Annotated in this window: 28 protein-coding genes; 13 read left to right on the top strand and 15 right to left on the bottom strand. The window is 70.7% G+C overall.

All coding sequences use genetic code 11. From position 1 onward, the window contains the following. From RTA_RS03740 to RTA_RS03720, 5 genes are all read right to left on the bottom strand, one after another. Entirely contained in the window at positions 1–975 is a 975-nt protein-coding gene (locus RTA_RS03740) for a substrate-binding domain-containing protein (protein ID WP_013900044.1), read from the bottom strand. Between the two features lie 41 nt (positions 976–1,016). Continuing rightward, positions 1,017–2,027 (bottom strand): ABC transporter permease, encoded by a 1,011-nt coding sequence (locus tag RTA_RS03735; RefSeq protein WP_013900043.1) that lies wholly within the window; start codon positions 2,025–2,027, stop codon positions 1,017–1,019. Next, positions 2,008–3,495, bottom strand: a complete 1,488-nt coding sequence (locus RTA_RS03730; protein ID WP_013900042.1) for a sugar ABC transporter ATP-binding protein — start codon at positions 3,493–3,495, stop codon at positions 2,008–2,010. Before RTA_RS03730 ends, RTA_RS03735 begins: the two co-directional genes overlap by 20 nt. Then, entirely contained in the window at positions 3,492–4,721 is a 1,230-nt protein-coding gene (locus RTA_RS03725) for an ROK family protein (RefSeq protein ID WP_049871356.1), read from the bottom strand. The genes RTA_RS03730 and RTA_RS03725 overlap by 4 nt, the downstream gene beginning before the upstream one ends. Positions 4,722–4,907: 186 nt before the next feature. Next, positions 4,908–6,023, bottom strand: a complete 1,116-nt coding sequence (locus RTA_RS03720; RefSeq protein ID WP_013900040.1) for a class I SAM-dependent methyltransferase — start codon at positions 6,021–6,023, stop codon at positions 4,908–4,910. Here RTA_RS03720 and RTA_RS03715 point away from each other — a divergent pair. Next, the gene (locus RTA_RS03715) at positions 6,022–6,819 is read left to right on the top strand and encodes an SDR family oxidoreductase (RefSeq protein WP_013900039.1); all 798 of its coding nucleotides are present in this window, start codon (positions 6,022–6,024) and stop codon (positions 6,817–6,819) included. The two genes, RTA_RS03720 and RTA_RS03715, sit on opposite strands and share 2 nt — an antisense overlap. Positions 6,820–6,832: 13 nt before the next feature. After that, complete coding sequence (locus RTA_RS03710; RefSeq protein WP_013900038.1) at positions 6,833–7,201, top strand: dihydroneopterin aldolase; 369 nt, start codon at positions 6,833–6,835, stop codon at positions 7,199–7,201. A gap of 27 nt (positions 7,202–7,228) precedes the next feature. On the opposite strand, the gene RTA_RS03705 is transcribed toward RTA_RS03710, so the two are convergent. Then, positions 7,229–8,239 (bottom strand): Bug family tripartite tricarboxylate transporter substrate binding protein, encoded by a 1,011-nt coding sequence (locus RTA_RS03705; protein WP_013900037.1) that lies wholly within the window; start codon positions 8,237–8,239, stop codon positions 7,229–7,231. 154 nt (positions 8,240–8,393) lie between these two features. Here RTA_RS03705 and RTA_RS03700 point away from each other — a divergent pair, with 154 nt between their 5' ends. From RTA_RS03700 to RTA_RS03675, 6 genes are read left to right on the top strand one after another with little or no spacing between them, the layout of a single operon-like run. Continuing rightward, complete coding sequence (locus RTA_RS03700) at positions 8,394–9,371, top strand: LLM class flavin-dependent oxidoreductase (protein ID WP_013900036.1); 978 nt, start codon at positions 8,394–8,396, stop codon at positions 9,369–9,371. Positions 9,372–9,428: 57 nt separating this feature from the next. Continuing rightward, the gene (locus RTA_RS03695; protein WP_013900035.1) at positions 9,429–10,409 is read left to right on the top strand and encodes a Bug family tripartite tricarboxylate transporter substrate binding protein; all 981 of its coding nucleotides are present in this window, start codon (positions 9,429–9,431) and stop codon (positions 10,407–10,409) included. A 33-nt stretch (positions 10,410–10,442) separates the two neighbouring features. Then, on the top strand, positions 10,443–11,372 hold the full coding sequence (ttcA, locus tag RTA_RS03690; RefSeq protein WP_013900034.1) for a tRNA 2-thiocytidine(32) synthetase TtcA: 930 nt from the start codon (positions 10,443–10,445) through the stop codon (positions 11,370–11,372). Positions 11,373–11,408: 36 nt separating this feature from the next. Then, positions 11,409–12,086, top strand: coding sequence for a DUF4136 domain-containing protein (locus RTA_RS03685; protein ID WP_013900033.1), 678 nt, complete (start codon positions 11,409–11,411; stop codon positions 12,084–12,086). A gap of 56 nt (positions 12,087–12,142) precedes the next feature. Beyond that, positions 12,143–12,784, top strand: a complete 642-nt coding sequence (locus tag RTA_RS03680) for a histidine phosphatase family protein (RefSeq protein WP_013900032.1) — start codon at positions 12,143–12,145, stop codon at positions 12,782–12,784. Further along, on the top strand, positions 12,768–13,955 hold the full coding sequence (locus RTA_RS03675) for a DSD1 family PLP-dependent enzyme (RefSeq protein WP_013900031.1): 1,188 nt from the start codon (positions 12,768–12,770) through the stop codon (positions 13,953–13,955). The genes RTA_RS03680 and RTA_RS03675 overlap by 17 nt, the downstream gene beginning before the upstream one ends. A gap of 6 nt (positions 13,956–13,961) precedes the next feature. On the opposite strand, the gene RTA_RS03670 is transcribed toward RTA_RS03675, so the two are convergent. Next, on the bottom strand, positions 13,962–14,738 hold the full coding sequence (locus RTA_RS03670) for a metallophosphoesterase family protein (RefSeq protein ID WP_013900030.1): 777 nt from the start codon (positions 14,736–14,738) through the stop codon (positions 13,962–13,964). 176 nt (positions 14,739–14,914) lie between these two features. On the opposite strand from RTA_RS03670, the gene RTA_RS03665 reads away from it, so the two are divergent. Then, positions 14,915–15,778, top strand: coding sequence for a nucleotidyltransferase (locus tag RTA_RS03665; RefSeq protein ID WP_013900029.1), 864 nt, complete (start codon positions 14,915–14,917; stop codon positions 15,776–15,778). Positions 15,779–15,786: 8 nt separating this feature from the next. Here RTA_RS03665 and RTA_RS03660 read toward each other — a convergent pair whose 3' ends face one another. The 3 genes from RTA_RS03660 to ruvA all read right to left on the bottom strand — a co-directional run bounded on the left by RTA_RS03660 (position 15,787) and on the right by ruvA (position 18,523). Then, a complete protein-coding gene (locus tag RTA_RS03660; RefSeq protein ID WP_013900028.1) occupies positions 15,787–16,728 on the bottom strand; it encodes a Tim44 domain-containing protein in 942 nt (313 codons plus the stop codon). A 150-nt stretch (positions 16,729–16,878) separates the two neighbouring features. After that, the gene (gene ruvB, locus RTA_RS03655; RefSeq protein ID WP_013900027.1) at positions 16,879–17,934 is read right to left on the bottom strand and encodes a Holliday junction branch migration DNA helicase RuvB; all 1,056 of its coding nucleotides are present in this window, start codon (positions 17,932–17,934) and stop codon (positions 16,879–16,881) included. 7 nt (positions 17,935–17,941) lie between these two features. After that, a complete protein-coding gene (ruvA, locus tag RTA_RS03650; RefSeq protein WP_013900026.1) occupies positions 17,942–18,523 on the bottom strand; it encodes a Holliday junction branch migration protein RuvA in 582 nt (193 codons plus the stop codon). A gap of 26 nt (positions 18,524–18,549) precedes the next feature. Here ruvA and RTA_RS03645 point away from each other — a divergent pair, with 26 nt between their 5' ends. Both RTA_RS03645 and ybeY read left to right on the top strand, forming a co-directional pair. After that, the gene (locus RTA_RS03645) at positions 18,550–19,497 is read left to right on the top strand and encodes a PhoH family protein (RefSeq protein WP_013900025.1); all 948 of its coding nucleotides are present in this window, start codon (positions 18,550–18,552) and stop codon (positions 19,495–19,497) included. Between the two features lie 88 nt (positions 19,498–19,585). After that, the gene (ybeY, locus tag RTA_RS03640; protein WP_013900024.1) at positions 19,586–19,987 is read left to right on the top strand and encodes an rRNA maturation RNase YbeY; all 402 of its coding nucleotides are present in this window, start codon (positions 19,586–19,588) and stop codon (positions 19,985–19,987) included. Here ybeY and dtd read toward each other — a convergent pair. Genes dtd through tyrS form a run of 3 tightly spaced genes read right to left on the bottom strand, consistent with a single transcriptional unit; the run spans position 19,981 to position 22,588 of the window. Continuing rightward, a complete protein-coding gene (dtd, locus tag RTA_RS03635) occupies positions 19,981–20,421 on the bottom strand; it encodes a D-aminoacyl-tRNA deacylase (RefSeq protein WP_013900023.1) in 441 nt (146 codons plus the stop codon). The genes ybeY and dtd overlap by 7 nt on opposite strands. After that, on the bottom strand, positions 20,418–21,347 hold the full coding sequence (locus tag RTA_RS03630) for a cation diffusion facilitator family transporter (protein ID WP_013900022.1): 930 nt from the start codon (positions 21,345–21,347) through the stop codon (positions 20,418–20,420). Before RTA_RS03630 ends, dtd begins: the two co-directional genes overlap by 4 nt. A 5-nt stretch (positions 21,348–21,352) precedes the next feature. Then, positions 21,353–22,588, bottom strand: coding sequence for a tyrosine--tRNA ligase (tyrS, locus tag RTA_RS03625; protein ID WP_041675015.1), 1,236 nt, complete (start codon positions 22,586–22,588; stop codon positions 21,353–21,355). Between the two features lie 170 nt (positions 22,589–22,758). On the opposite strand from tyrS, the gene RTA_RS03620 reads away from it, so the two are divergent. Further along, positions 22,759–24,117: a M23 family metallopeptidase gene (locus RTA_RS03620; protein WP_013900020.1), complete on the top strand. Its 1,359-nt coding sequence runs from the start codon at positions 22,759–22,761 to the stop codon at positions 24,115–24,117. Positions 24,118–24,146: 29 nt separating this feature from the next. Further along, positions 24,147–25,262 carry an anhydro-N-acetylmuramic acid kinase gene (locus RTA_RS03615; RefSeq protein WP_193384818.1) on the top strand — a complete coding sequence of 372 codons (1,116 nt, stop codon included), beginning with the start codon at positions 24,147–24,149 and terminating at the stop codon, positions 25,260–25,262. On the opposite strand, the gene erpA is transcribed toward RTA_RS03615, so the two are convergent. Beyond that, a complete protein-coding gene (gene erpA, locus RTA_RS03610; protein ID WP_013900018.1) occupies positions 25,259–25,624 on the bottom strand; it encodes an iron-sulfur cluster insertion protein ErpA in 366 nt (121 codons plus the stop codon). The two genes, RTA_RS03615 and erpA, sit on opposite strands and share 4 nt — an antisense overlap. A 58-nt stretch (positions 25,625–25,682) precedes the next feature. Beyond that, positions 25,683–26,084: a bactofilin family protein gene (locus RTA_RS03605; protein ID WP_013900017.1), complete on the bottom strand. Its 402-nt coding sequence runs from the start codon at positions 26,082–26,084 to the stop codon at positions 25,683–25,685. Positions 26,085–26,091: the final 7 nt, after the last annotated feature.

Below are 26,091 nucleotides of genomic sequence, written 5' to 3'. Positions count from 1 at the left end.
TCAGAACGGCGAGTCCGGGAAGTAGAACTGCTTGGCGTTCTCCTTGGTGATCAGCACCGAGGGGATGATGGTGGTGGCGGGCAGCTTCTGGCCCTTCAGCCTGGCCTCGGCGGTGAGCTTGATCGCGTCGTACATGAACTTGGGCGAGTAGGACACGTTGGCCTGGATCAGCGGGTTGCTGCCGTCCATCAGCGTCTTGACCATGCCCTTGGCACCCGCGCCGCCGAACACCAGCTTGATGTCGTTGCGCTTGGCCTGCTCGATGGCGCGCAGCACGCCCACCGCCATGTCGTCGTCGGCGGCCCAGATCGCGTCGATGTTCTTGAAGCGCGTGAGGTAGTCCTGCGTCACCTTGAAGGCGTCGTCGCGGTTCCAGTTGGCGTGCTTGGCATCGAGCAGCTTCAGGTCGGGATGCTTCTTGAGCACCGCGTTGAAGGCCTCCATGCGCTCGTTGTCCAGGGTGGTGGGGATGCCGCGCAGGGCCACGATGTTGCCCTTGCCGCCCAGGGCCTTGGCGATGTACTCGGCCGGGATGCGGCCGAAGGCGGTGTTGTCGCCGGCCACGTAGGCGTCCTGGGCGCTGGTGTCGGTCAGGCCCCGGTCGACCACCGTGACGTAGATGCCCTTGGACTTGACCTGCGCCACCGGCTTGGTGAGCGCCGCCGATTCGAACGGGAAGATCACCAGCGCGTTGATCTTGTTCACCGTCACCAGGTCCTGCAGCTGGTTGGCCTGTTCGGAGGCATTGGCCGCGGTCTTGACGATCACCTGCAGCCCGGGGTTGGCCTTCTCCAGGTCCTTCTTGGCTTGGTTGGCCCAGTACACGATGCCGGCGGTGAAGCTGTGGGTGGCGGCCGGGATGGCGACGCCGACCACCTGCTTCTGGCTGGCCTGTTGCGCCAGGGCGGGTGCGGCGCCGGCCGCCAGGGTCAGGGCGGCAGCCGCGAGGGCCAGCCGGCGGGTCAGGTTTTTCATGCGTGTCTCCTTGAGGAATGTCAGCGGTTGAAGAACATCTTTCACCGGCGGCCCCGCTGCAGGAAAGCCACCACGATGATGACGAAGCCCTGCACCGCCGCGTTCAGGTAGACGCTGATGATGCTGGTGAGGTTGAGGATGTTGCTGATCACCGAGAGCAGCACGGCGCCGACTAAGGTGCCGGTGATGCTGCCGGCCCCGCCCTTGAGCGCGGTGCCGCCCACGATCACGGCGGCGATCGCCTCCAGCTCCCACAGCAGGCCGGTGGTGGGCGAGGCCGATCCCAGGCGCGGCACGTACAGCAGGGTGGCGATGCCCACGCACAGGCCCAGCAGCATGTAGGTGAGGATCTTGACCCGGTCCACGTCCACCGCGGCGTAGCGCGCCACCTGCTCGTTGGAGCCTATGGCCTGGACGTAGCGGCCATAGGCGGTGCGGTTGAGGATGAAGCCGCCGGCCAGCGCCACCAGGGCGAAGATCCACACCGGGATGGGCACGCCCAGCAGGCTGCCGTAGTACACCGGGCTGTAGAGGTCGGCGAGCGCGTTGTCCAGCGTGATCGCGCCGCCGCCCGCGAAGTAGGTGAGGTAGGCGCGGAAGATGCCCAGCGTGCCCAGGGTCACGATGAAAGGCTCGATGCGGCCCTTGGTGATCAGCAGGCCGTGCGCCAGGCCGAAGGCCGCGCCCAGCGCCAGCGCCACCGCCATGCCGACGGCCACCACCGCGACCGGCGAGGCGATCGCCTGGGCCGCGCCGTTCATCACCAGGATCATGCAGCCGGCGATCAGCGCCGCCATCGAGCCCACCGACAGGTCGATGCCGCCGGAGATGATGACGAAGCACATGCCCACGGCGATGATGCCGATGAAGGCGGTGCGGGTCAGCACGTTCAGCGCGTTGTCCAGGGTGGCGAAGTCGCCGTTGAGCGCGGTGCCCGCCAGGCACAGCAGCACCAGCCCGATCACCGGACCGGCGCCGTGCAGCCGGCCCCACCAGGTGCCCGGGGCGCGGCCGGCGGGCGCCGGGGCGCGTTCAGCGTGTTCCGGTGGCATGGCCGATCAGCTCCTCTTCGTTCAGTTGTTCCTGCGCCAGCGTGGCCGCGATGCGGCCGGCGCGCATCACCGCGACGCGGTGGCACAGCCCGATCAGCTCCGGCAGCTCGGAGGAGATCACCACCACGGCCCGGCCCTGGGCGGCCAGGCGCTGGATCAGGAAGTAGATGTCGCGCTTGGCGCCCACGTCCACCCCGCGGGTGGGCTCGTCCAGCACCACCACGCGCGGCTGCGGTTGCAGCACCTTGGCCAGGGCCAGCTTCTGCTGGTTGCCGCCGGACAGCTGCGAGGCCCGGCAGCCCAGGTCGCCGGTTCGGATGCCGAAGGCGGCCACGGCCTGGCGCAGCGCGGCCTGTTCGGCGGCCGGCTGCAGCCAGCGGCCGCCATAGGCCCGCAGGTTCATCAAGGTCAGGTTCTCGGCCAGCGGCAGCTGCACGTGCAGGCCCTTGCCCTTGCGGTCCTCGCTCAGGTAGGTCAGGCCCTGGTCGGCGGCCTCGCGAGGGCTCTTCGGCAGGGACGCGTGGCCGGCGATCTCCACCCCGGCGGCGCGGCAGGGGCGCAGGCCCAGCAGGCCCTCGAACAGCTCGGTGCGCCCGGCGCCCACCAGGCCGGCGAAGCCGAAGATCTCGCCGGCGCGCACCTCGAAGCTGGCGCCCTGCGCCCAGCCCGGCACGCTCAGGTCTCGCACCCGCAGCAGCACCGGCGCGTCAGGCAGGGGCGGCTGCCGCGGCGGGAACAGGTCGGACAGCTCGCGGCCCACCATCAGGTTGGCCATCTGGTGCCGGGTCAGGGCGGCCGTGGGCTGGCGCGCCACGAAGCGCCCGTCGCGCATCACCACGACCTCGTCGGTGATGCGCTCCACCTCGTCCAGCTTGTGCGAGATGTAGACGATGGTGGTGCCGCCGGCCTTGAGCCGCGCCACCAGGGCGAACAGGCGCTCGGTCTCGCCGGGCGTCAGCGTGGCCGTGGGCTCGTCCATCACCAGCAGGCGGGCGTTGCGCGCCAGCGCCTTGGCGATCTCCACCAGTTGCTTCTCGGCCACGATCAGCTGGCGCACGCGCGTACCCGGCGACGCCCGCAGGCCGACCTCGGCCAGCACGCGTGCGGTCTCGCGCTCCATCGCCGCCTCGTCCAGCCGCCAGCCGCACTTCTTCTCGTGGCCCAGGAAGATGTTCTGCGCGATCGTCAGGTCCTCGGCCAGGTTGAACTCCTGGTGGATCAGCACGATGCCCTGGGCCTGCGCCTCGCGCGAGCTGGCGAAGCGCCGCGGCTGGCCGTCCACCAGCAGGCTGCCGCCGGAGGGCTGCTCGTAGCCGGCCAGGATCTTCATCAGCGTGGACTTGCCGGCGCCGTTCTCGCCCAGCAGCCCGACCACGCGTCCCGGCGCCAGTTCGAAGCTCACCCCGTGCAGCACCTGCACCGGCCCGAAGGCCTTGGTGATCTCGCGGAATTCGACCGCCAGGCTCATTGAAAGGCCTCCGCCCTGCGGCCGGCGGTTCCCTGCGCCCTGGGCATGGCGGGTGCGCCGGCCCGGGCGGCGGCCAGGCGCAGCGCCTCCTGCATGGCGAGCACGCCCGTGCCCACCAGGCCGGCCTGCGCGCCCAGCGGCGTGTACTGGATCTCCAGGTGCCGCGTCGACAGCGCCAGCGAGCGGTGGTAGATGCTCTGGCGCACCGAGGCCAGGAACAGCGGCCCGATCTGCGTCACGCCGCCGCCGATGAACACGTGCGAGGGATTGAAGAAGTTGACCACCGACGCCAGCATCTGCCCGATCAGGCTGCCGGCGCGCTGGATGATGGCGTTGGCCGCGGCGTCGCCGTTGCGGCTGGCCTGGCCCACGTCCACCGCGGTGAGGCGGCCGTTCTGGCGCAGCGCCTCGGCCAGCGCCGCGCTGCCGCCGCTGCCGGCCGCGTCCACCGCCATGCGGCTGATCGCCGGCGCCGCGGCCATGGCCTCGACGCAGCCCAGGTTGCCGCAGTGGCAGCGCGGGCCGGCCTGGTCCACGCAGATGTGGCCGACGTCGCCGGCCGAGCCGTTGGCGCCGCGGTAGACCTCGCCATGGCACACGATGCCGCAGCCGATGCCGGTGCCGACCTTGATCACCAGGAAGTTGGGCAGCCCGCGCTGCAGCCGCCACAGCTCGCCCAGCGCCATCAGGTTCACGTCGTTGTCCACGAACACCGGCGCGCCGAAGGCCTCGGCCAGGTAGTCGCGGATGGAGAAGCTGTCCCATTCGGGCATCAGCGGCGGCTCGACCAGCTGCCCGCGCTCGAAGTCCACCGGGCCGGGCACGCCCAGTCCGACGGCGATCACCTGCCGCGCCGTCAGGCCGCAGCCGGCCAGCAGCTGGCGCATCAGCTCGCGCACCCGGGCCAGCACCACGCCGGGCCCGGCCCGCACGTCGGCCTCCTCGGCATGGCGGGCGATGACGCTCAGGTCCGGCCGCATCACCGCCACGTCCAGGCTGGTGGCGCCCAGGTCCGCGCCCAGCACCACGCCCAGGCCGCCGGCCAGCTGCAGGGTCTCGGCGCGGCGCCCGCCGGACGAGGCCTGCAGGCCGGCTTCTTCCACCAGGCCCTGGTCCAGCAGGCCGGCGATCAGGCCGTTGGCCTTGCTGCGCGAGAAGGAGAGGCGATGGGCCAGCCCATGGCGCGAGCTGGCCGAGGACCAGAACACGGTCTGCAGCACTTCCATCTCGGCAGAGGACAGCTGGTCCCAGCGCGGCACGCGAATGTTTCCTTGCAGCCGGCGCTCAGGCGCCGTGTGCGGAGCATGCTAGGCGGCCCACTTCGGCCGGGCAAGACCGAACTTCGGCCAAACATTGGCAGAAGTAGACCAGTTTTAGCGGATGGGCTGCGAAAGAGAGAACTTAGGCGTTCTTCACAGCCGGTGCGTGCGATCGCCCTGGGAAAACCCCAGGGCGTCCCAGACCGGCGGGCGGCCGAAGGCGATCACCTTGAACAGCTCGCCCATCTCGTGCTCGGCGACCAGGCGCTGCGCCGCCACGCGCTGGGCCAGGTCGGCCTGCGCCATCCGGTCGACCAGGCCGCAGTTGATCAGGAAGCGCCCCTGGCTGGTGTAACCCAGCGTCGGCAGGCCGGCCTCCTGCGCCGCCAGCGCCAGGCCGGTGAAGTTGACGTGGGCCGTGATGTCCTTCAGTCCGACGTCGGACAGCGGATCGGGATCGGCCCGGTGCCCCTGGTGGCACATCACCGTGCCCATGTGGCGCTGCGGGTGGTAGTACTCGGCTTCCGGGAAACCGTAGTCGAGGAAGAAGGCGGCGCCTTGCGCCAGGCGGTCGGCCAGGGTGCGGACGAAGGCCTCGGCCTGCGGGTGGATCTCGGTGAGGTAGTCGTGCGTGCCCGCCACCTCCACCGGCGGGCGCAGGTCGGTGGGCCGGTCCTCCCAGGCCAGGCGGTCCGCGCCCCAGGCCACGCCGCGCTCGTGCCACGCGCCCGCGACGCGCGCGAGCAGCTTGACCGGCATGGCATCCAGCACCTCGTTGCCCACCACCACGCCCTGCAGCCGCGCCGGCAGCTCGTCGGCCCACCGCACCCGGTCGCCGAACCCGGCCAGCCGCTCGCGCTGGCGCTCGCGCAGGCTGCCGGAGACCTCGACGATGGTGTAGCGCCGCACCCGGTCGCCCAGCGCCGACAGCAGCTGCTGCGCCAGTGCGCCGGAGCCCGCGCCGAACTCCCACACCTCGTCGGTAGCGGTGGCCTGCAGCGCTTCGCCCAGCTGCACCGCCAGCGCCTGGCCGAACAGCGGCGTCAGCTCGGGCGCCGTCACGAAATCGCTGCCCGAGGACGGCAGCAGGCCGAACTTGCGCGAGCCATGGGCGTAGTAACCCAGCCCGGGCGCGTACAAGGCCAGGGCCATGAACCGGTCGAACGGCAGCCAGCCGCCGGCCCGGGCGATGGCGGCGCGCAGCAGCGCCTGCAGGGCCGTCGTTACACTGGTCGCTTCTGAAGACACGCGCCGATTGTCGCCGCCCATGGACCGCCCCTCGTTACGCACCGTGCTGATCACCGGCGCCGCCCGGCGCCTGGGCCGCGAGATGGCGCTGGGCCTGGCGTCCGCCGGCTGGCAGGTGGCGGTGCACTACCGCGGCTCGGCCCAGGACGCCGTCCAGACCGTGGCCGACTGCCGCGACCGGGGACCCGCCAGCGCCGTGTTCGACGCCTTCCAGGCCGACCTGGCCGACGAAGCGCAGACGCGCGCCCTGCTGCCGCGGGTGGTCGAGCGCTTCGGCGGCGTCGATGCCGTGGTCAACAGCGCCTCGCTGTTCGAGCACGACAGCGTGGCCAGCTTCAGCTACCAGGCCCTGGAATCACATCTGCGCGCCAACACCGGCGCCCCGGTGCTGCTGGCGCAGGCGCTGCATGCGCATGTGGCGGCGCGCGACGGTCGTGGCGAGTCCCCGGACACGACGCGTGGCGTCGTGGTCAACCTGCTGGACCAGAAGCTGTGGAACCAGAACCCGGATTTCTTCAGCTACACCCTGTCCAAGGCCGCCCTGGAGGCCGCCACCACCATGCTGGCGCTGGGGCTCGCGCCGCGGCTGCGCGTGGTGGGCGTGGCCCCGGGCCTGACCCTCACCAGCCACCTGCTGCCCGAGGAGAAGTTCCGGCAGCTGCACCGGCTGTCGCCGCTGGGCCGCTCGTCCACGCCGGCCGACGTGGTGGCTGCCGTGCGCTTCGCGCTGGAGAACGAGTCCATCACGGGCACCACGCTGCTGGTCGACGGCGGGCAGCACCTGATGAGGTTCGAGCGCGACTTCTCGCTGATGTGAAGAAAGACCAGGCATGAGCAAGGCCGGCACCCAGATCCTGACCCTGACCGGGCTGCGCTTCGACGCCAACCTGGGCATCCTGGACCACGAGAAGGCTGCGCCCCAGCCGATCCGGGTGGATGCCGAGCTCAACCTGGGCACCCAGCCGCTGCTGCCGCGCGACGACGACATCCGGCACGTGCTGGACTACCGCAAGGTGCGCAAGATCGTCATCGACGAATGCACCGCCGAGCACGTCAACCTGCTGGAAAGCCTGATCGGCAAGGTCGCGCACCGCCTGATGCAGCTGCCCGGCGTGATCGGCGTGCGCGTCCGGATCGCCAAGCTCGAAATCTTCGATGACTGCGAGGTGGCGATCCGGGTGGAGACGGGGCAGTGGTGAGTAGCTGAATCCCCGCGGGCGGTCAGGTCAGCTGTCGGCCCGGATGTTGCGCAGCATGATGATGCCGCCCAGGGTCTGGGTGTCGCTCTTCATGCGGATGCGCAGCCCCTCGTGGTTGCTGGGCGCAGCCTGCCAGCCCGCGGTCAGCAGGCGCTGGCGCGTCTCGTCGTCCTTCACCACCTCGATGACGGCGGCTCCCAGCTTGTCGCGGATGGCGGCGGGCAGGCCGGCCGGGCCGGCCATCGCGGTCCACAGCTCCAGGTCCGCGCCGAGCACCCCGACCTCGCGCAGCGTCGGCTGCTCCGAAGCCAGCGGGCTGCGCCTGCCGGAGGTGACGCCCACCGCCTTCATCTTGCCGGCGCGCACATGCTGCAGCGCCAATCCCGGCGGCAGCAGCGCCGCGTGCAGCTGCCCGCCGTTCAGGGCCGTGATGATCTGCGGGTTGCCCTGGTAGGGCACGTGGACCGCATCGAACGACGCACGCGACTTCAGCAGCTCCATGCCGAGGTGGCCGGGGGTGCCGACGCCGGGTGAACCGTACGACGCCTTGCTGCCCATGTTGCGCAGCCACGTCATCCAGTCGCTGGACGTGGCACCCGGCGCGGCATTGCTGACCACCAGCAGCAGGGGCGTGACGCCGATCAGGGCGACGGGCGCCAGGTCGCGGCTCGGGTCGTAGGCCGTGGCCGGGTTGAGCATCTTGGCGATGGTCAGCTGGCTGTTGTTCATCACGCCGAAGGTATGCCAGTCGATCGACTTGGCCACTTGGTCGGCCGCGATGGTGCCGGAGGCGCCGGCCTTGTTCTCCACGATGACCGGCTGCCCCAGCTGCTTGGACAGCTGCTCGGAGATGGCGCGCGCGGACAGGTCCTGCACCGACCCCGGCGGGAAGCCGATCAGCAGGCGCACGGGCTTGGTCGGCCAGGGCTGCTGCGGCGCGGCCGGCGCGGGCTGCCGCGCGGACTGGGCCGAGGCCGCGCCGCACAGCGATGCGAGCAGCAGGGCTTCGAATTGACGTCGGGTGGGGTGGTGCATCATGGTCCTCCTGAATGATCTTGTCGGCCGCAGGCGCAGGCCTTTTCCCGCAATGTAGCGCCCGCCCTTGCGCTGGGCAAGGCCACCGTGGCGCCACGGACCCAGCCGGCTCACGCCGCCCACTTGCCAACGACCGGTCCGCCCCCACCTGCCGCCGATGCCGACCCCGCTGTCCGTCCTCGACCTGGCTCCCATCGCCGAAGGCAGCGATGCCGCCCGGTCCTTCCGCAACTCGCTCGAGCTCGCGCAGCTGGCCGAGCGCCTGGGCTACCGCCGCTTCTGGCTGGCCGAGCACCATGGCATGCCGGGCATCGCCAGCGCCGCCACCGCCGTGCTGATCGGGCACGTGGCCGGCGGCACGCGCAGCATCCGCGTCGGCGCGGGCGGCATCATGCTGCCCAACCACTCGCCGCTGGTGATCGCCGAGCAGTTCGGCACGCTGGAGTCGCTGTATCCCGGCCGGATCGACCTGGGCCTGGGCCGCGCCCCGGGCTCCGACCCGGCGACCGCCCGGGCCTTGCGCCGGGACCTCGTTTCCGACCCGGACGCCTTCCCCCAGGACGTGGTGGAGCTGATGGACTTCCTGTCCGACGAGCCGCAGCAGGCGGTGCGCGCGGTGCCGGGCCGGGGCCTCAAGGTGCCGGTCTGGATCCTGGGCTCCAGCCTGTTCGGCGCCCAGCTGGCGGCGATGCTGGGCCTGCCCTATGCCTTCGCCTCGCATTTCGCGCCGGCGCAGATGATGCAGGCCATCGCGCTCTACCGCGCGACCTTCAAGCCGTCCGAGCAGCTGGACAAGCCGCACGTGATGCTGGGCTTCAACGTGTTCGCGGCCGAGACGGACCAGGAGGCCGCGGTGCTGGCAACCTCGATGCAGCAGGCCTTCGTCAACCTGCGCACCGGCCGCCCGTCCAAGCTGCAGCCGCCCCTGCCCGGCTACCTGGAGACCCTGCCTGCGCCGGCCCGCGCCATGCTGGACGAGGTGCTGGCGTGCAGCGCCATCGGCTCACCCGCCACCGTGCGGCAAGGCCTGCAGGACTTCATCGCACGCACGGGCGCCGACGAGCTGATGATCACCTCCCAGATCTTCGACCACCAGGCCCGGCTGCGTTCGTACGAGCTCACGATCTGGGACTGAAAGGCCTTGGTAGTAAGCTGCCGCCTCTGCCGCGCTGTGCGGCGTCCGGAGGCACCCATGACCATCACGAGACGACATTTCGCCGGCGGCGCCGGCGCGGTGGTCGCGCATTTCCTCCCGTTCCGGGGCTTTGCGCAGGCCCCATGGCCCAGCAAGGCGGTGCGCTTCGTCGTGCCCTTTGCGCCCGGCGGCAGCTCGGAGATCGTTGCCCGTTCGGCCGCGGGTGAGCTGAGCAAGGCGCTGGGACAGAACTTCTTCGTCGACAACAAGCCGGGCGCATCCGGCAACATCGCGATGGCCGAAGTGGCGCGGGCCGACGATCAGCACACCCTGATCCTGGGCCACATCGGCACGCTGGCGGTGAACCCCTACATGTACGACAAGCTGCCGTACGACGCGAACAAGGATTTCAAGCCGGTCAGCCTGCTGGCCAAGGTGCCCAGCCTGTACGTGGTGAACCCCAGTGTGCCGGCCAGGGACCTCAAGGAATTCCTCGCACTGGTCAAGAGCAAGCCCGGCACGATGAACTACGGCTCGGCGGGCAACGGCAGTGCCGGCCACCTGGCGATGGAGTACCTGAAGATGACGGCCGACGTCTCCATCACGCACATCCCCTACAAGGGCACCGGCCCGCAGCTCACCGACCTGCTGGCCGGCCGGCTCGAAGCCGCCTCGGTGGGCGCCTCGGCGATCCTGCAGCACATCAAGACCGGCAAACTGCGCTGCATCGCCACCGGCTCCGCCCAGCGCCTGCCGCAGCTGCCGGAGGTCCCCACCGTGGCGGAACAAGGCTTCCCCGGCTTCGAGATGACGCAGTGGTACGGCATGCTGGCACCGGCGTCCATGGCCCAGGGGCACGTGGACCGGCTTGCCGCCGAGACGCAGAAAGCCATGAAGTCGCCGTCGGTGCTGGAGCGGCTCAGTCAGGACGCAGCCGAGGCGGCGGGCGGCACGCCCGCCCAGTTCGCCCAGTTCATCGCGACCGAGCAAAAGCGCTGGAAGCAGGTGGTGGAACGGGCGAAGATCAAGGCCGAGTGAGCGCGCGCCCTGGCCGATGAGACAATCCCTGCCATGAGCGCCGTCTGGATCGACCCCGAAGCCGACACCGCACCGCAGGCGCGCGAGCGCAGGATCGAGCGCGAAACGCACAAGCTGGAAAAGCGCCTGTGCCGGCAGGTCGGCCAGGCCATCGTCGACTTCAACATGATCGGCGAGGGCGACAAGGTCATGGTCTGCCTGTCTGGCGGCAAGGACAGCTACGGCCTGCTGGACATCCTGCTCAAGATGCAGCAGCGCGCGCCGGTGCGCTTCGAGATCGTCGCCGTCAACCTCGACCAGAAGCAGCCCGGCTTTCCCGAGCACGTGCTGCCGCAGTACCTGAAGGCGCTGGGCGTGCCCTTCCACATCGAGAACCAGGACACCTACTCCATCGTCAAGGACAAGATCCCCGAAGGCAAGACCATGTGCAGCCTGTGCTCGCGGCTGCGCCGGGGCATCCTGTACCGGGTGGCCGACGAGCTGGGCGCGACCAAGCTGGCGCTGGGCCACCACCGCGACGACATCCTGCAGACCTTCTTCCTCAACATGTTCTTCGGCGGCAAGCTCAAGGCCATGCCGCCCAAGCTGGTCAGCGACGACGGCCGCCACATGGTCATCCGGCCGCTGGCCTATGTGGCCGAGAAGGACCTCATCCGCTGGGCCGCGTACCGGCAGTTCCCCATCATCCCCTGCACGCTGTGCGGCAGCCAGGAGAACCTGCAGCGCAAGCAGGTGGCCGCCATGCTGCAGGAGTGGGAGCGCAAGCACCCGGGACGGCTGGAGAACATGTTCAGCGCCCTGCAAAACATCGTGCCTTCGCACCTGGCCGACGGAACGCACCACGACTTCAAGAATCTAATCGCCACCGGCGTGGCCAGCGACGAGGGCGACAAGGCCTTCGATGCGCAGGAGTTCGCAGCTCCCGCCAGCGCGCCGCCCGGCCTGCAGATCGTCCGCCTCTAGCGGACGTGCTTTTGGTCAAGTGCCTTTGGAGGTGGTATGACGCGCGCAACCCTGCGCTGGGCCGGTGCATGGCTGATCCTTGCGGCGACGCTGCTCGCCGGCTGCGGAACGGGCTACCGGCTGGACAACACGGTGCAGTCCTTCTCCAGCCTGCCGACGCTGCCGCCCAACCCGACCTACCGTTTCGAGCGCCTGCCCTCGCAGCAGCAGCTGCCCGGCCAGACCGAGCTGGAGGCCCTGGCCGACCCCGCCCTGTTCCGCGCCGGCCTGCGCCGCGACGACGCGGCGCCGCGCTACAGCGTGCAGGTGTCGGCGCGCGCCCAGCGCGTGCTCTCGCCCTGGGCCGATCCCTGGGACTATGGCTGGGGCTGGGGCGGCGGCTTCGGCTTCCACAGCGGCGTGGGCCTGGGCGTCGGCTACGGCGCGCCGCTGTTCCCGCGCTGGGAGCAGCCCTGGTACCACCGCGAGGTGGCGGTGATCGTGCGTGACATCGCCAGCAACCGGGTGGTGTTCGAAAGCCGCGCCGTCAACGACGGGCCCTGGATGGACAACAACACCGTGATCGCCGCGATGTTCGACGCCGCGCTGCACGGCTTCCCGAATCCCCCCGCCGGCGTGCGCCGGGTCGATGTCCAGGTCGGCGGCACGCAGCAGGCCCGCGCAGCGGCGCCGGCCGCGGCGCCCGCTCCCGCCGCCTCCGCGCCGGCCCGTTGAAGCGGGGCTGCGCCCCGCGGCTGGGCCGCACCGGGTGCCGCCTAGAATGGCCGCGTATGGAAGCCACCCGCATCATTGCCGTGCGCCATGGCGAGACGGCCTGGAACGTCGACGGACGCATCCAGGGCCAGCTGGACATCGCCCTGAACGACAGGGGCCGCTGGCAGGCGCAGCGCGCAGGCGAGGCCCTGGCGGGCGAGGCCATCACCGCGGTCTACACCAGTGACCTGGAGCGTGCCCAGGCCACGGCCCGGTCCATCGCGGCGGCCTTTGGCCTGCCGGTGGCCGCCGACCGCGGACTGCGCGAGCGCGGCTTCGGCCGCTTCGAGGGCCTGACCTTCGAGGAGATCCACCAGGCCTGGCCCGAGGAGGCCCAGCAATGGCGCAAGCGCGTGCCGCAATGGCAGCCACCCGAAGGCGGCGAGTCGCTGCTGCAGCTGCGCGAGCGCGTCGGCCGCACGGTGCACGCCCTGGCCGGCCGGCATGCCGGCGGACAGATCGTGATGGTCACCCATGGCGGCGTGCTGGACGCGCTTTACCGCATCGCCACCGGCCAGGCGGTGGATGCGCCGCGCACCTGGCAGCTGCCCAACGCTGCCATCAACCGCCTCCTGTGGACACCCGGGGGCTTCACCCTGGTCGGCTGGTCCGACACCCAGCATCTGGAAGCACAGGCCATCGATGAAAACACCCCTTAGCGGCGAAACGCTCAAGCAGCTGGTCGGCCAGCCGGCCACGGCCATCGACACGCCGGCCCTGGTGGTGGACCTGGACGCGCTGCAGCGCAACCTGGGCCGCATGGCCGAGTTCGCGCGCAAGCACGACATCCGCTGGCGCCCGCATGCCAAGACGCACAAGAGCGGGGCCATCGCGCGGCTGCAGCTGCAGGCCGGCGCGCACGGGGTGTGCGTGCAGAAGACGGCGGAGGCCGAGGCCATGGTGGCCGGCGGCATCCACGACGTCTACATCACCAACGAGGTGATCGCGCCGGCCAAGCTGGCCCGGGTGGCGGCGCTGGCCCACCGGGTGGCGGCCGAGCGCGGCCAGCTCTCGATCGCGGTCGACAGCCCCGAGGGCGTGGCCCGGCTGGCACAGGCCATGAACGAGGCCCGCGCCGCCGGCCGCGGCCGCGCCGTGATCGACGTGTACGTGGAACTGGACGTGGGCCACGGCCGCTGCGGCGTGACGCCCGGCCGCTCGGCGGTGGCCCTGGTGCACGAGATCCGCAAGCATCCCGCCCTGCGCTTCGCCGGGCTGCAGGCCTACCATGGCAAGGCCCAGCACCTGCGCACGGCGCAGGAGCGGCGCGAGGCCATCGCCACCGTGGTGCAGGACGTGGTGTTCACCCGCAAGCTGATCGAGGCCGACGGCATCGCCGTCGAGCTGGTCACCGGCGCCGGCACCGGCACCATGGTGTGCGAGGCGGCCAGCGGCGTCTACGGCGAGCTGCAGGCCGGCTCCTTCATCTTCATGGACGTGGACTACGGCGCCAACGAGCGGGATCCGGCTCAGCCGCATTTCGAGCATGCGCTGTTCGTCAAGACCCAGGTGATCAGCAGCGGCCTGCAGCACGCGGTGTGCGACGCCGGCCACAAGAGCCATGCCATCGACTCGGGCCTGCCCAGGGTCCATGCGCTGGACGGCGCCCCGGAGCTGGCCTACTTCAACGGTGGCGACGAGCACGGCATCCTGCGGCCCGTGGCGGGCAACCCGCGCGTGCCGGAGATCGGCCGCCTGCTGTGGCTGATCCCGGGCCACTGCGATCCCACGGTCAACCTGCACGACCACCTGATCGGCATACGGGGCGGCCTGCGCAACGGCGTGGTGGAGCGCATCCTCCGGGTGGACGCCCGGGGCGCGCTGACCTGAGCGGGCTCAGCCCTCGGCCAGGGCGGGCGGCGCTTCTGCCGCTTCGCGCGGCAGCTCGAACAGCCGGAATGGCGGCTGGCCCGGCCGGGTGCGCTGCAGCAGGGGCTTGGCGACGTTGTAGACCGGCACGCCGTTGATGGTCCGCCCCTCGGGCGTGCCGCGGTGCGCGTGGCCGTGGAAGACGGCATCCACCGGGTAGCGCAGCAGCGGCTCCTCCAGCCGGCTGGAGCCCAGGAACGGGAAGATCTCCACCGGCTCGCCCTGCACCGTGCCGGCGATGGGCGAGTAGTGCAGTAAGGCGATGCGGCGCGGCGTGCGCAGCTTGGCCAGGGCCGATTCCAGCTTGAGCGCCTCGTTCAGCGCCTCCTGCACGAAGTGCTTGATCGCCGGCTCGCCCCAGCCGCCCAACGAACCGCGGCCATAGCCGCCGGCGAAACCCTTGGCCCCGGCGATGCCCACGCCGTGGATCTCGACCGCTTCGCCGTCGAGCACGCGCACGCCGGCGCGGGTGAGTGTCTCCCGCACCACCTCCGGCGTGCCGGACTCGAAATCGTGGTTGCCCAGGACGGCGACGATGGGGACCTTGACCACGGCGAGCTCGTCGGCGAGCACCCGCGCTTCCTCCGCGGTGCCGTAGTCGGTCAGGTCGCCGCACAGCAGCAGCGCGTCGGCCGCCTCCGAGGCTTGCGCGAAAAAGCCGCGCAGCCTGCCGGCGGATTCCTTGGTGACGTGGATGTCGCCGACGGCGGCGAAGCGCACGGTGCTGGCGGACTTGGGGTTCATGGGTGGCAATCGGAGCAACGCATGCGGCCATGGTGCCTTGGCTTGCCGCGCCAGCCATCGTCCAGCCCGCGCCAGGTGCTGTAGGCCGAAGCCGACGCCGCATGAGGCTGTGTGCCGGCCCGGGCTGCGGCCGAGTCGGCTAGGCTCAGGCGACGAACATCCCCGCGGAGAGTTGCATGTCTTCTGCCCCTCTGGCCCCGTCCCTGGAAGACGAGGTGCAACCCCGAACCGCCGCCTTCTACCGGCGTGCCCTGCAAGCGCTGGCCGATGCCGGCGTCCCGTTCCTGGTCGGCGGCGCCTTCGCCCACGCCTGCCACACCGGCATCCGACGGTCCACCAAGGACCTGGACCTGTTCATCCGCCGCGACGACTACGAGCGTGCGGCCGCACGGATGGGCGCCGAGGGTTGGCGCGCCGAGCTCACGTACCCGCACTGGCTGGCCAAGGTGCACGCGGGCGAGGACTTCATCGACCTGATCTTCAACTCGGGCAACGGCGTGGCGGTCGTGGACGACCGCTGGTTCCAGGACAACGCGCAGGCCGAGGTGCTGGGCGTGCCGGTGCACGTCGTCAACATGGAAGACAGCCTGCTGTCAAAGGCCTTCATCATGGAGCGCGAGCGCTACGACGGCGCCGACATCGCCCACCTGCTGCAGGTGAACGCCGAGCGCATCGACTGGGCCGGGCTGCTGGAACGCTTTGGCCTGCACTGGCGCGTGCTGCTGGCCCACCTCACCCTGTTCGGCTACGTCTACCCCGGCGAGCGGCAGCGCGTTCCGCTCTGGGTGATGGACGAGCTGCTGGCCCGGCTGGCCGCCGAGAGCCGCCAGCCGCTGCCGGGCGATCCGCATGTGTGCGCCGGCACCCTGCTGTCGCGCCAGCAGTACCTGCACGACGTGGAGCAGCTGGGCTACGTGGACGGCCGGCTCACGCCCGCCAGCACCATGACGCAGGAAGACGTGGCGCTGTGGACCGAGGCCATCCCGGCGCGGCAGGAAGCGGCAGCGGGCGAGGCCGACGCCCCGCCCGTGCGCCCCTGAGCCCGGGTTCAGGCCTGCTGGATGCCGGCGACCAGCCACCCGCCGGTGCCGAAGCGCGGCTTGGCCAGGTGCCAGATCTCGTCCAGGTCCTCGGTCTCGGTGCCGTGCGCGTGGCGGATGCTGCCGGTGAAGCGCACGCTCACCACGTACTGCGCGGGCTCCTGCGCCACGTCCAGCACCTCGGCCTGCAGACCGAACACCTCGGTGGTTTGCGGCACATCGTCCCGTTCGGCCAGCTCGGCGCGCACGGCGTCCAGCATCTCGGGCGTGAGGTACTCGCCCAGGCGGTCCAGGTCCCGCGCGTCATGGGCCGCCTGCAGCGCGAGGAAGTTCGCCTTGGCATTGCGCACGAAACCCTCGGCATCGAAGTCCTGGGGAATGGTCGAGCGCGGGGCGGCGACGCCGTCCAGGCGCGAGCCGATCAGGGAGCCGCCGGAGCCGCCGGTGCGCTGCAGGGTGCCAGCCGGGCCCGGCGCCGGGTCCGCAGGAACTGGACCCGTGCTGCCGAAGCCACCCATGCCGGCCATCGTCGGCTGCCCGGCGCGCCGCCGCAGCACCAGGCCCGCCACCGCCAGCACGGCCATCGCCAGCAATGCGATCAGCAGCACGGCGGCCAGTTCCTCGCCAAAGCCCAAGTGGGAGGCCAGCGCCGCCAGGCCCAGGCCCGCGGCGATGCCGGCCAGCGGCCCCATCCAGCTGCGCTTGGCCTGGGCCGCGGCGCCGGCCGTCGCCGGCGCGGTGGCGGCCGCCGGTGCAGCCGCGGCCGCAGGCGCCTGGCCCGGCGTGCCGGGGGCGGCGTTGCTGGCGCCGGCCGGCTTGGCCGGCGCCGTCACGTTGTCGCGCTGCATGCCACTGGACTTGCCGCCGCCCAACCGGCGGGCGGCATCGGCGTCCAGGGCCGCGAGGCCCAGCGCCAGGACAACAGTCAGCAGCGTCAGTGCTTTCTTCATGGCGTCACCTCCGGGAATGTCGATGCCCCGAGGTATAGCAGCGCGCAGATGTCGGAAAAAGCAGATTTTTCGCGCGGACGCTTCGTATAAGCCGAAGCTTGGTTGCTGCGGGCGGTGTGCCGGCCGTCGCGCCGCCCGGCGGCGGCGCCTTCACTCGAACAAGCTGCCGGCGCTCTTGGGCGGCGCCACGCCCAGGTGGCGGAACGCCGCCAGCGTGGCGATGCGCCCGCGCGGCGTGCGCTGCAGGTAGCCCTGCTGGATCAGGTAGGGCTCGATCACGTCCTCGATGGTGCCGGCTTCCTCGCCGATGCTGGCGGCGATGTTGTCCAGGCCGACCGGGCCGCCGTCGAAGCGGTGGATCACCGCCTCCAGCAGCTTGCGGTCCATCACGTCGAAGCCCTGCGGATCGACGTCCAGCATCGCCAGGGCCTTTTGCGCGATGTCCTGGGTGATGCGGCCCGAGCCCTTCACGTCCGCATAGTCGCGCACCCGCCGCAGCAGCCGGTTGGCGATGCGCGGCGTGCCGCGCGAACGGCGCGCGATCTCGACCGCGCCCTCGGGGTCCATCGGCGCGTCCAGCAGCGTGGCGCTGCGGCGCACGATGCGGGTCAGCTCCTCGGCGGTGTAGAACTCCAGCCGCGCCACGATGCCGAAGCGGTCGCGCAGCGGGTTGGTCAGCATGCCGGCGCGCGTGGTGGCGCCCACCAGCGTGAAGGGCTGCAGGTCCAGCTTGATCGAGCGCGCCGCCGGGCCCTCGCCGATCATGATGTCGATCTGGTAGTCCTCCAGCGCCGGGTAGAGGATCTCCTCGACCACCGGCGACAGGCGGTGGATCTCGTCGATGAACAGCACGTCGTTCTTCTCGAGGTTGGTCAGCAGCGCCGCCAGGTCCTTGGGCTTTTCCAGCACCGGGCCCGAGGTCTGGCGCAGGTTGACGCCCAGCTCCTGCGCGATGATGTGGGACAGCGTGGTCTTGCCCAGGCCCGGCGGGCCGAACAGCAGCACGTGGTCCAGCGCCTCGCCGCGCTTCCTGGCCGCGCTGATGAAGATCTCCAGCTGCTCGCGCGTCTTGGCCTGGCCCACGTACTCGGCCAGCTGCTTGGGCCGCAGGGCGCGCTCGATCGCCTCCTCGCCCGGCGAGGCGGGCGCGGCGGACACCACGCGCGGGGACGGCGGCAGGCCGAAGTCGTCGGTCTGGATGCTCATACGGGTGTCACTTGGTCAGCGCCTTGAGCGCCAGCTTGATGCCCTCGCTCACGCCCACGTCCTTGGGCAGCGCCCGCAGCGCGGCCTGGGCTTCCTTGTCGCTGTAGCCCAAGGTCTGCAGGGCCTGCAGGATGTCGGCCTGCGCATCGCTGGCAGCGCCGGCGCCGCCGGCCGGCGCACCCAGGTCGGCGCCGATCTTGCCCTTGAGTTCCAGCAGCAGCCGCTCGGCCGTCTTCTTGCCGATGCCGGGCACCTTGACCAGCCGGCCGGCGTCCTGGGCCGTGACGGCCTGGGCGATGTCGGCCACGCTCAGGCCCGACAGCACCGACAGCGCGGTGCGCGGGCCCACGCCCGAGATCTTGATCAGCTGGCGGAAGGCCTCGCGCTCGCCTGTGCTGCCGAAGCCGTACAGCACCTGTGCGTCCTCGCGCACCACGAAATGCGTCAGCAGCGTGACCTTCTCACCCAGGCCCGGCAGGTGGTAGAAGGTGCTCATGGGCACGTCCACCTCGTAGCCCACGCCCTGGCAGTCCAGCAGCACCTGGGGCGGGTTCTTGTCCGCGAGCGTTCCTATCAATCTGCCTATCATGAGGTTCCTCGAACGGAATTATCAGCTTGATCCTCAAACACGCTTTTTCCCCGCCCAACAACACGCGCCTGGCCAACCTGTGCGGCCCCACCGACGAGCACCTGAGGACCGTGGAGACCGCGCTGCAGGTGGCCATCTCGCACCGGCAGGAGCATTTCAAGATCGAGGGACCCAAGGCGCAGGCGCAGCGGGCGCTGGAGGTGCTGCAGGCCATGTACGAGATGGCGGCCCGTCCGATCCCGGCCGACAAGGTGCAGCTGATGGTGGCGGGCGAGCAGGCGATGGAGGAGGACGAGGAAGGCGCCCAGGGGCTGCGCACCCGCCGCAGCGACCTCAAGGCGCGCACCCCCAACCAGAGCGTCTACCTGGACAACATCGCCAGCCACGACATCACCTTCGGCATCGGCCCGGCCGGCACCGGCAAGACCTACCTGGCCGTGGCCTGCGCGGTGGACGCGCTGGAGCGCAGCGGCGTGCAGCGCATCGTGCTCACCCGCCCGGCGGTGGAGGCCGGCGAGAAGCTGGGCTTCCTGCCCGGCGACCTGACGCAGAAGGTGGACCCCTACCTGCGGCCGCTGTACGACGCGCTGTACGACCTGATGGGCTTCGACCGGGTGACCAAGGCCTTCGAGCGCAATGAGCTGGAGATCGCGCCGCTGGCCTTCATGCGCGGGCGCACGTTGAACAAGGCCTTCGTCATCCTGGACGAGGCACAGAACACCACGCCCGAGCAGATGAAGATGTTCCTCACCCGCATCGGCTTCGGCAGCAAGTGCGTGGTGACCGGCGACATCAGCCAGATCGACCTGCCCAAGGGCCAGCTCTCCGGGCTGGTCGACGCCGAGCGCGTGCTCAAGCGCGTCAAGGGCATCGCCCACACCCGCTTCACCAGCGCCGACGTGGTGCGGCATCCGCTGGTGGCGCGCATCGTCGATGCCTATGATGCCGCACGCAAGTCGGAACCCGCCAAGTAGCGGGCGGTCGGCTGCGAACGGGGGCGAACCACCAGCCCGCGCGGCGGAGCAACCCGAGCTGACGCTGCAGTTCGGCGCCTTCCCCGGCGTGGCCGCGCACCGTGCCGTGCTGCGCCGTGAGCGCGTGCTGCGCTGGATCGGCCACGCGCTGCGGCGGCCGGCCGAGATGGCGGTGCGCATCGTCGGCGAGGACGAGGGCCGCGAGCTCAACCTGCGGTTCCGCGGCCGCGACTACGCCACCAACGTGCTGACCTTCGACTACGCGCGCGAGCCGGTGGTGCTGTGCGACCTGGTGCTGTGCGGCCCGGTGGTCGAGCGCGAGGCACGCGGGCAGCGCAAGACGCTGGAGGCGCACTACGCGCACCTGCTGGTGCACGGGACGCTGCATGCCCAGGGCTACGACCACGAGGGCGGCCAGCGCCAGGCGCTGGAGATGGAGGCCGCCGAGATCCTGCTGCTGGGCGCCCTGGGCTACCCCAATCCCTACTGAATGCGGATGGGGATGGTCACCGGACCGTCGCCCACCAGGTGCACCTGCATGTCGGCGCCGAACTCGCCGCTGGCCACCTGCGGATGGGCCGCCCGGGCCTGGGCCAGGAAATAGTCGTAAAGGCGCCGGCCCTCCTCGGGCGCGGCGGCGGCCGTGAAGCTGGGCCGGTTGCCGCCGGAGGTGTCCGCCGCCAGCGTGAACTGGCTGACCACCAGCAGGCCGCCGCCCATGTCCTGCAGGCTGCGGTTCATCCTGCCGGCCTGGTCCGCGAAGATGCGCAGCTTGAGCAGCTTGGCCAGCAGCCGGTCGGCCTGGGCCGGGCCGTCGCCGCGCTCGGCGCACAGCAGCACCAGCAGGCCGGGCCCGATCGCGCCCACCGTGCGGCCGTCCACCTCGACCCGGGCCTCGCGCACGCGCTGCACCAGGCCGATCAAGCCGCGCTCCCCTCGTCCAAGTCCTCGTCTTGCCCGGTCAGCTGCGCCTCCACGTCGGTGGGCAGCAGCTGGATCGTGGCATGCAGGCCGGGCACCGCCGCCCGCAGCCCTTCCTCGACCCGGGCGCGCTGGGCGGCGGCCCGCTGCAGCGTCCAGCTGCCCGGCACATGCATGTGCATGTCCAGGAAGCGCCGGCGCCCGGAGCGGCGCGTGATGACGTGGTCGAACCGGATGCCGGGACGACGCAGCCCCTCCAGGGTCTGCTCGATGGCGGCCAGCGAGGCCGAGTCGACACGCTGGTCCATCAGGCCCTGGGCGGACTTCCACACCAGCCGAGCTCCCTCGCGCAGGATGTTGAGCGCCACCGCGACGGCGATGACCGGGTCCAGCCAGCCCCAGCCGGTGGCGGCGACCAGCGCCACGCCCGCCAGCACGCCGGCCGAGGTCCACACGTCGGTGAGCAGGTGGCGCGCCCCGCCTTCCAGCGCCATGGAGCGGTGCGCGCGGGCCGAGCGCAGCATGGCCCAGGCCAGCGCGCCGTTGAGCGCCGAGCTCAGCACCGACAGGGCCATGCCCAGGCCGATCTGCTCCAGCGGCCGGGGCGCCAGCAGGCGCCCCACGGCCGCCCAGAGGATGGCCAGCGCAGCCACCAGGATCAGCAGGCCCTCGAAACCGGAGGAGAAATACTCGGCCTTGTGGTGGCCATAGGGATGCTCCGGGTCGGCTGGCTGGCTGGCGATGCGCACCATCAGCAGCCCGAACAGCGCGCCGGCCAGGTTGACCAGCGACTCCATGGCATCGGACAGCAGGCCGACCGACGACGTGAGCCACCAGGCCAGGGTCTTGAGCGCGATGGTGGCCAGCGCCACGGCCACCGAGGCGCGCAGCAGCGTCTCGGGCGCCGGGGTGCGGGCGGCAGCCAGCACTACGCTCAGGCCAGCGCGACGCGCGCGAACTTGCGCTTGCCGACCTGCACCACGTAGGTGCCGGCGCCGAGCCTGAGCCCCTTGTCGCTGACCACGGAGCCATCGACGCGCACGCCCCCGCCCTCGATCAGGCGATTCGCCTCCGAGCTGGAGGGCGCGAGCCCGGCCTGTTTGAGCAGCGCCGCGATGCCCAGGGGCGCACCGGCCAGCGAAACCTCGGGGATGTCGTCGGGCACGCCGCCCTTGCTGCGATTGACGAAGTCCTGCTCGGCCGCGTCGGCCGCCGCGGCGCTGTGGAAGCGGGCGGTGATCTCCTTGGCCAGCAGCACCTTGGCGTCGCGCGGATTGCGGCCGGCGTCGACCTCCTGCTTCAACGCGGCGATCTCCGCCTCGCTGCGGAAGCTCAGCAGCAGGTACCAGCGCCACATCAGCGTGTCGGAGATGGACATCACCTTGGCGAACATGGTGTTGGGATCCTCGCTGATGCCGATGTAGTTGTTCTTGCTCTTGGACATCTTCTCCACGCCGTCCAGCCCTTCCAGCAGCGGCATGGTCAGGATGCACTGCGGCTCCTGCCCGTATTCCTGCTGCAGGTGGCGGCCCATCAGCAGGTTGAACTTCTGGTCTGTGCCGCCCAGCTCCAGGTCGCTGCGCAGCGCCACCGAGTCGTAGCCCTGCATCAGCGGGTAGAGGAACTCGTGGATGGAGATCGGGCGCCCTTCCGTGAAGCGCTTGTGGAAATCGTCGCGCTCCATCATGCGGGCCACCGTGTACCTGGCCGCCAGCTCGATCATGCCGCGCGCGCCCAGCGGGTCGCTCCACTCGCTGTTGTAGCGGATCTCCGTGCGGGCCGGGTCCAGCACCAGGCTGGCCTGGCGGTAGTAGGTCTCGGCATTGGCCTTGATCTGCTCAGCCGTGAGTGGCGGGCGGGTGGTGTTGCGGCCCGACGGGTCGCCGATCATGGAGGTGAAGTCGCCGATCAGGAAAATGACCGTGTGGCCCAGGTCCTGCAGCTGGCGCATCTTGTTCAGCACCACGGTATGTCCGACATGAATGTCAGGCGCCGTGGGATCCAGGCCCAGCTTGATGCGCAGAGGCACGCCCGTACTCGCCGAGCGCGCCAATTTTTGTAACCAATCCTGCTGAGGCAGCAGCTCTTCGCACCCCCGCAAGCTCACCGCCAGGGCCCTTTTCACCTCTTCAGTAACTTGGAAAGTTTCTTTTGTAACGGGCTGATTCATAACGGGTTTACCTGCTGCCGAGCTTGAGCCGTGGCTATACTCGCTCCAGCTTTTTGGGACGGCCGATTCTAGTTCCGGGCACATTTGGTGCTTTTGTGTCGGCTTGTCACGCCGGGAGCCTCGGGCACGGGGCGAAACGGATTGTTCCCGCTGACACAAGGACCCACGAATTGAAGATCCCATTGTTCACCGCCAGCCAGGCTTTCGCCTTACGCGCCTTGCAGGTGCTTGAACATCATCCGCGCAAGCTCACCGCCCTGGTCGCGGCCTTGCTGCTGGGGGGCGGTGGCGGTGCTTTCGCCGTGGCCTCGTTCGGCCCGGACCCCGCGGAGATGCCGGTGCGCGAGGTGGTGGAGGCGGTGCAGCCCCTGCCGCTGGAACCGCAGGTCGAGGCGCTGGACGTTCATAACCTGCGACTGTTCCGCTCCGAAGTCGTGCGGCCCACCGACACCGTCGACACCCTGCTCGCTCGATTGGGCGTGAGCGATCCGGCCGCCGCCGCCTACCTGCGCCACGACGACGTGTTCCGCACCCAGCTGCTGGGACGTGTCGGCCGCACGGTCACGGTGGAAGCGAACGACCAGCATGGCCTGGACCGGCTCACCGCGCGCTGGGCGCCCGAGGACGACGGCCAGTTCAGGCGCCTGGTGATCCAGCGCGTGGCCGGCGGCACCTTCGTGTCGCGCATCGAGACCGCGCCGCTGACCGCCTCGGCCCGCCTGGGCAGCGGCACCATCCGCAGCTCGCTGTTCGCCGCCGTGGACGAAGCCCGCATCCCCGACGAGGTGGCGGTCCAGGTGGCCGATGTCCTGTCCAGCAGCATCGACTTCCACCGCGGCCTGCGCCGCGGCGACCGCTTCAGCGTCGTGTACGAGACGCTGGAGGCCGACGGGGAGCCGATGCGCACCGGCCGCGTGCTGTCGCTGGAGTTCGTCAACAACGGCAGGACCTACACCGCCATGTGGTTCCAGGAGCCGGGCCAGAAGGGCGGCTACTACACGCTGGAGGGCAAGAGCCTGGCCAGCGCCTACCTGGCCTCGCCCATGGAGTTCTCGCGCGTGACCAGCGGCTTCGCCATGCGCTTCCATCCCGTCCTGCAGCGCTGGCGCGCGCATCTGGGCGTGGACTATGGCGCGCCCACCGGCACGCCGGTGCGGGTGGTGGGCGACGGCGTCGTCGAGTTCGCCGGCGTGCAGAACGGCTTCGGCAACGTGGTCACGGTCCGGCACAACCACGTGGACACCACCTTGTACGCCCACCTCAGCCGCATCGACGTGCGGCGCGGCCAGGCGGTCACCCAGGGCCAGCGCCTGGGTGCGGTCGGCGCCACCGGCTGGGCCACCGGCCCGCACCTGCATTTCGAGTTCCGCGTCAACGGCCAGCACCGCAATCCGCTGCAGGTGGCCCGCGAGAGGCCCAGCCGCGAGCTGTCGGCCGGCGCGCGCCCGGCCTTCGAGCGCGTGGCGCGCTCCATGCGCATGCAGCTGGCGGCTGCGGCCGCCTCGTCGCTGATGGCCAGCGCCGAGTAAAAGCACCTCCCCCCCATCCTGTGCGTCCCATCATGCAGGATCTCTACATCGGCCTCATGTCCGGCACCTCCATCGACGGTGTCGATGGCGTGCTGGCCGATTTCTCTTCCGGCCGGCCGCAGGTGCTGGCCCATGCCGGCGGCGACTTCGCGCCGGCGCTGCGCGCCGAGCTGCTGGCGCTGAACACCCCGGGCGACAACGAGCTGCACCGGGCCGCGCTGGCCGGCAACGGCCTGATGCGCGTCTATGCGCAGGTGGCCGGCCAGCTGCTCGCCGCCACCCGGACGGAGGCCCGTTCGGTGGCCGCGATCGGCGCCCACGGCCAGACGGTGCGGCACCGCCCGCGCGAATTCGACGGCACCGGCTACACGCTGCAGCTGTGCCAGCCCGCCCTGCTGGCCGAGCTCACGGGCATCGCCGTGGTGGCCGATTTCCGCAGCCGCGACGTGGCGGCGGGCGGCCAGGGCGCGCCACTGGCACCCTTTTTCCACCGGGGATGGTTCGGCGACGACGCCCAGACCGTGGGCGTGCTCAACCTGGGCGGCATCGCCAACCTGACCGTGCTGCGGCCGCAGGGCGACATGCTGGGCTTCGACTGCGGCCCCGCCAACGGCCTGATGGACGGCTGGTGCGCCCGCCACCGCGGCCAGCCCTTCGACGCCGACGGTGCCTGGGCGGCGTCCGGCCGGATGCAACCCGGCTTGCTGGCGGCCCTGCTGGCCGAGCCCTACTTCGGCGAGGTGCCGCCCAAGAGCACCGGCCGCGACCTGTTCAACATGGATTGGCTGGACCGGCGGCTGGCGGCCGGCTTCGCGGGCCTGGCCGCTGCCGATGTACAGGCCACGCTGGCCGAGCTGACGGCCTGCAGCTGCGCCGACGACGTGCGGCGCCACGCCCCCGGCCTGCACAAGCTGTACGTCTGCGGCGGCGGAGCGCTCAACGGGCATCTGATGCGCCACCTGCAGGCGCTGCTGCCCCAGGCACGGGTGCTGTCCAGCGCCGAGGCCGGCCTGCCGCCGCAGCAGGTGGAAGCGACCGCCTTCGCCTGGCTGGCGCGGCAGTGCCTGCGCGGCGAAAAGCTGCCCCTCACAAGCACCACGGGCGCCCTGGGCGCCCGTGTGCTGGGTGCGGTGTACCCCGCTTAGACAGAGAAGCTGGAGCCGCAGCCGCAGGTGGTGCTGGCGTTCGGGTTCTTGATCACGAACTGCGCGCCCTGCAGGTCTTCCTTGTAGTCGATCTCCGCGCCCACGAGGTACTGGTAGCTCATGGCGTCGATCAGCAGCGAGACGCCGTTCTTGCTCATGACGGTGTCGTCCTCGTTGGCGATCTCGTCGAAGGTGAAGCCGTACTGGAAGCCGGAGCAGCCGCCACCCTGCACGAAGACGCGCAGCTTCAGGTCGGGGTTGCCCTCCTCGGCGATGAGGTCGGCCACCTTGGCCGCGGCGCTGTCCGTGAAGATCAGCGGGGCGGGCATTTCGGTCTGGAGGTTCTCGGCGACTGCGCTCATGAAAGGATCCTTTTCAACTCTACCCGCCATGCTAGGGCAATGCCGGGGCGGGGCCGGCTCACTGGTTGTTTGCCGCCAGCTTCAGTAAGGGCTTTTCTTCCTCGGCCTCCACCAGCATGGGCCGCAACTGCCCGGAGATGGTGGCGCCCTGGTGCATTTCCAGGGAGCGGTAGGACACGTCGCCCTCGATGCGGGCCCGCGGCTGCAGCTCCAGCAGCTCGCGCGCATGGATGGGGCCGCGCACCGTACCGTTGACGATGACATGGTCGGCGTGGATCTCTCCCGCCACCACGGCCTGCTCGGAGATGACCAGCAGGCTGGGCTGCTCCGGGTCGGCCCGCATGTCGCCCACGACCTCGCCGTCGATGCGCAGGCCCTCGCTGAATTTCAGGCTGCCTTCGATGCGGCTGCCCTGGGCGATCAGGCTCTTGATCGGGGGTTGCGCTTTCTTGCCGAACATGGTCTTT

The sequence above is a fragment of the Ramlibacter tataouinensis TTB310 genome, assembly GCF_000215705.1.
GTDB classification, from domain to species: Bacteria; Pseudomonadota; Gammaproteobacteria; order Burkholderiales; family Burkholderiaceae_C; genus Ramlibacter; species Ramlibacter tataouinensis.
This window is presented reverse-complemented; position numbering and strand designations above follow the sequence as displayed.

Excerpts from the sequence above, each read along its gene's own strand:
- tyrS (WP_041675015.1), bottom strand. The coding sequence starts at position 22,588 with ATGAATCAGCCCGTTACAAAAGAAACTTTCCAAGTTACTGAAGAGGTG.
- ruvA (WP_013900026.1), bottom strand. The coding sequence starts at position 18,523 with ATGATAGGCAGATTGATAGGAACGCTCGCGGACAAGAACCCGCCCCAG.
- RTA_RS03715 (WP_013900039.1), top strand. The coding sequence starts at position 6,022 with ATGGACCGCCCCTCGTTACGCACCGTGCTGATCACCGGCGCCGCCCGG.
- erpA (WP_013900018.1), bottom strand. The coding sequence starts at position 25,624 with ATGAGCGCAGTCGCCGAGAACCTCCAGACCGAAATGCCCGCCCCGCTG.
- RTA_RS03725 (WP_049871356.1), bottom strand. The coding sequence starts at position 4,721 with ATGGAAGTGCTGCAGACCGTGTTCTGGTCCTCGGCCAGCTCGCGCCAT.
- RTA_RS03720 (WP_013900040.1), bottom strand. The coding sequence starts at position 6,023 with ATGGGCGGCGACAATCGGCGCGTGTCTTCAGAAGCGACCAGTGTAACG.
- RTA_RS03605 (WP_013900017.1), bottom strand. The coding sequence starts at position 26,084 with ATGTTCGGCAAGAAAGCGCAACCCCCGATCAAGAGCCTGATCGCCCAG.
- ttcA (WP_013900034.1), top strand. The coding sequence starts at position 10,443 with ATGAGCGCCGTCTGGATCGACCCCGAAGCCGACACCGCACCGCAGGCG.
- RTA_RS03735 (WP_013900043.1), bottom strand. The coding sequence starts at position 2,027 with ATGCCACCGGAACACGCTGAACGCGCCCCGGCGCCCGCCGGCCGCGCC.
- RTA_RS03660 (WP_013900028.1), bottom strand. The coding sequence starts at position 16,728 with ATGAAGAAAGCACTGACGCTGCTGACTGTTGTCCTGGCGCTGGGCCTC.
- RTA_RS03705 (WP_013900037.1), bottom strand. The coding sequence starts at position 8,239 with ATGATGCACCACCCCACCCGACGTCAATTCGAAGCCCTGCTGCTCGCA.
- RTA_RS03675 (WP_013900031.1), top strand. The coding sequence starts at position 12,768 with ATGAAAACACCCCTTAGCGGCGAAACGCTCAAGCAGCTGGTCGGCCAG.
- RTA_RS03665 (WP_013900029.1), top strand. The coding sequence starts at position 14,915 with ATGTCTTCTGCCCCTCTGGCCCCGTCCCTGGAAGACGAGGTGCAACCC.
- RTA_RS03730 (WP_013900042.1), bottom strand. The coding sequence starts at position 3,495 with ATGAGCCTGGCGGTCGAATTCCGCGAGATCACCAAGGCCTTCGGGCCG.
- ruvB (WP_013900027.1), bottom strand. The coding sequence starts at position 17,934 with ATGAGCATCCAGACCGACGACTTCGGCCTGCCGCCGTCCCCGCGCGTG.
- RTA_RS03700 (WP_013900036.1), top strand. The coding sequence starts at position 8,394 with ATGCCGACCCCGCTGTCCGTCCTCGACCTGGCTCCCATCGCCGAAGGC.
- RTA_RS03710 (WP_013900038.1), top strand. The coding sequence starts at position 6,833 with ATGAGCAAGGCCGGCACCCAGATCCTGACCCTGACCGGGCTGCGCTTC.
- RTA_RS03670 (WP_013900030.1), bottom strand. The coding sequence starts at position 14,738 with ATGAACCCCAAGTCCGCCAGCACCGTGCGCTTCGCCGCCGTCGGCGAC.
- RTA_RS03740 (WP_013900044.1), bottom strand. The coding sequence starts at position 975 with ATGAAAAACCTGACCCGCCGGCTGGCCCTCGCGGCTGCCGCCCTGACC.
- RTA_RS03685 (WP_013900033.1), top strand. The coding sequence starts at position 11,409 with ATGACGCGCGCAACCCTGCGCTGGGCCGGTGCATGGCTGATCCTTGCG.
- RTA_RS03695 (WP_013900035.1), top strand. The coding sequence starts at position 9,429 with ATGACCATCACGAGACGACATTTCGCCGGCGGCGCCGGCGCGGTGGTC.
- RTA_RS03680 (WP_013900032.1), top strand. The coding sequence starts at position 12,143 with ATGGAAGCCACCCGCATCATTGCCGTGCGCCATGGCGAGACGGCCTGG.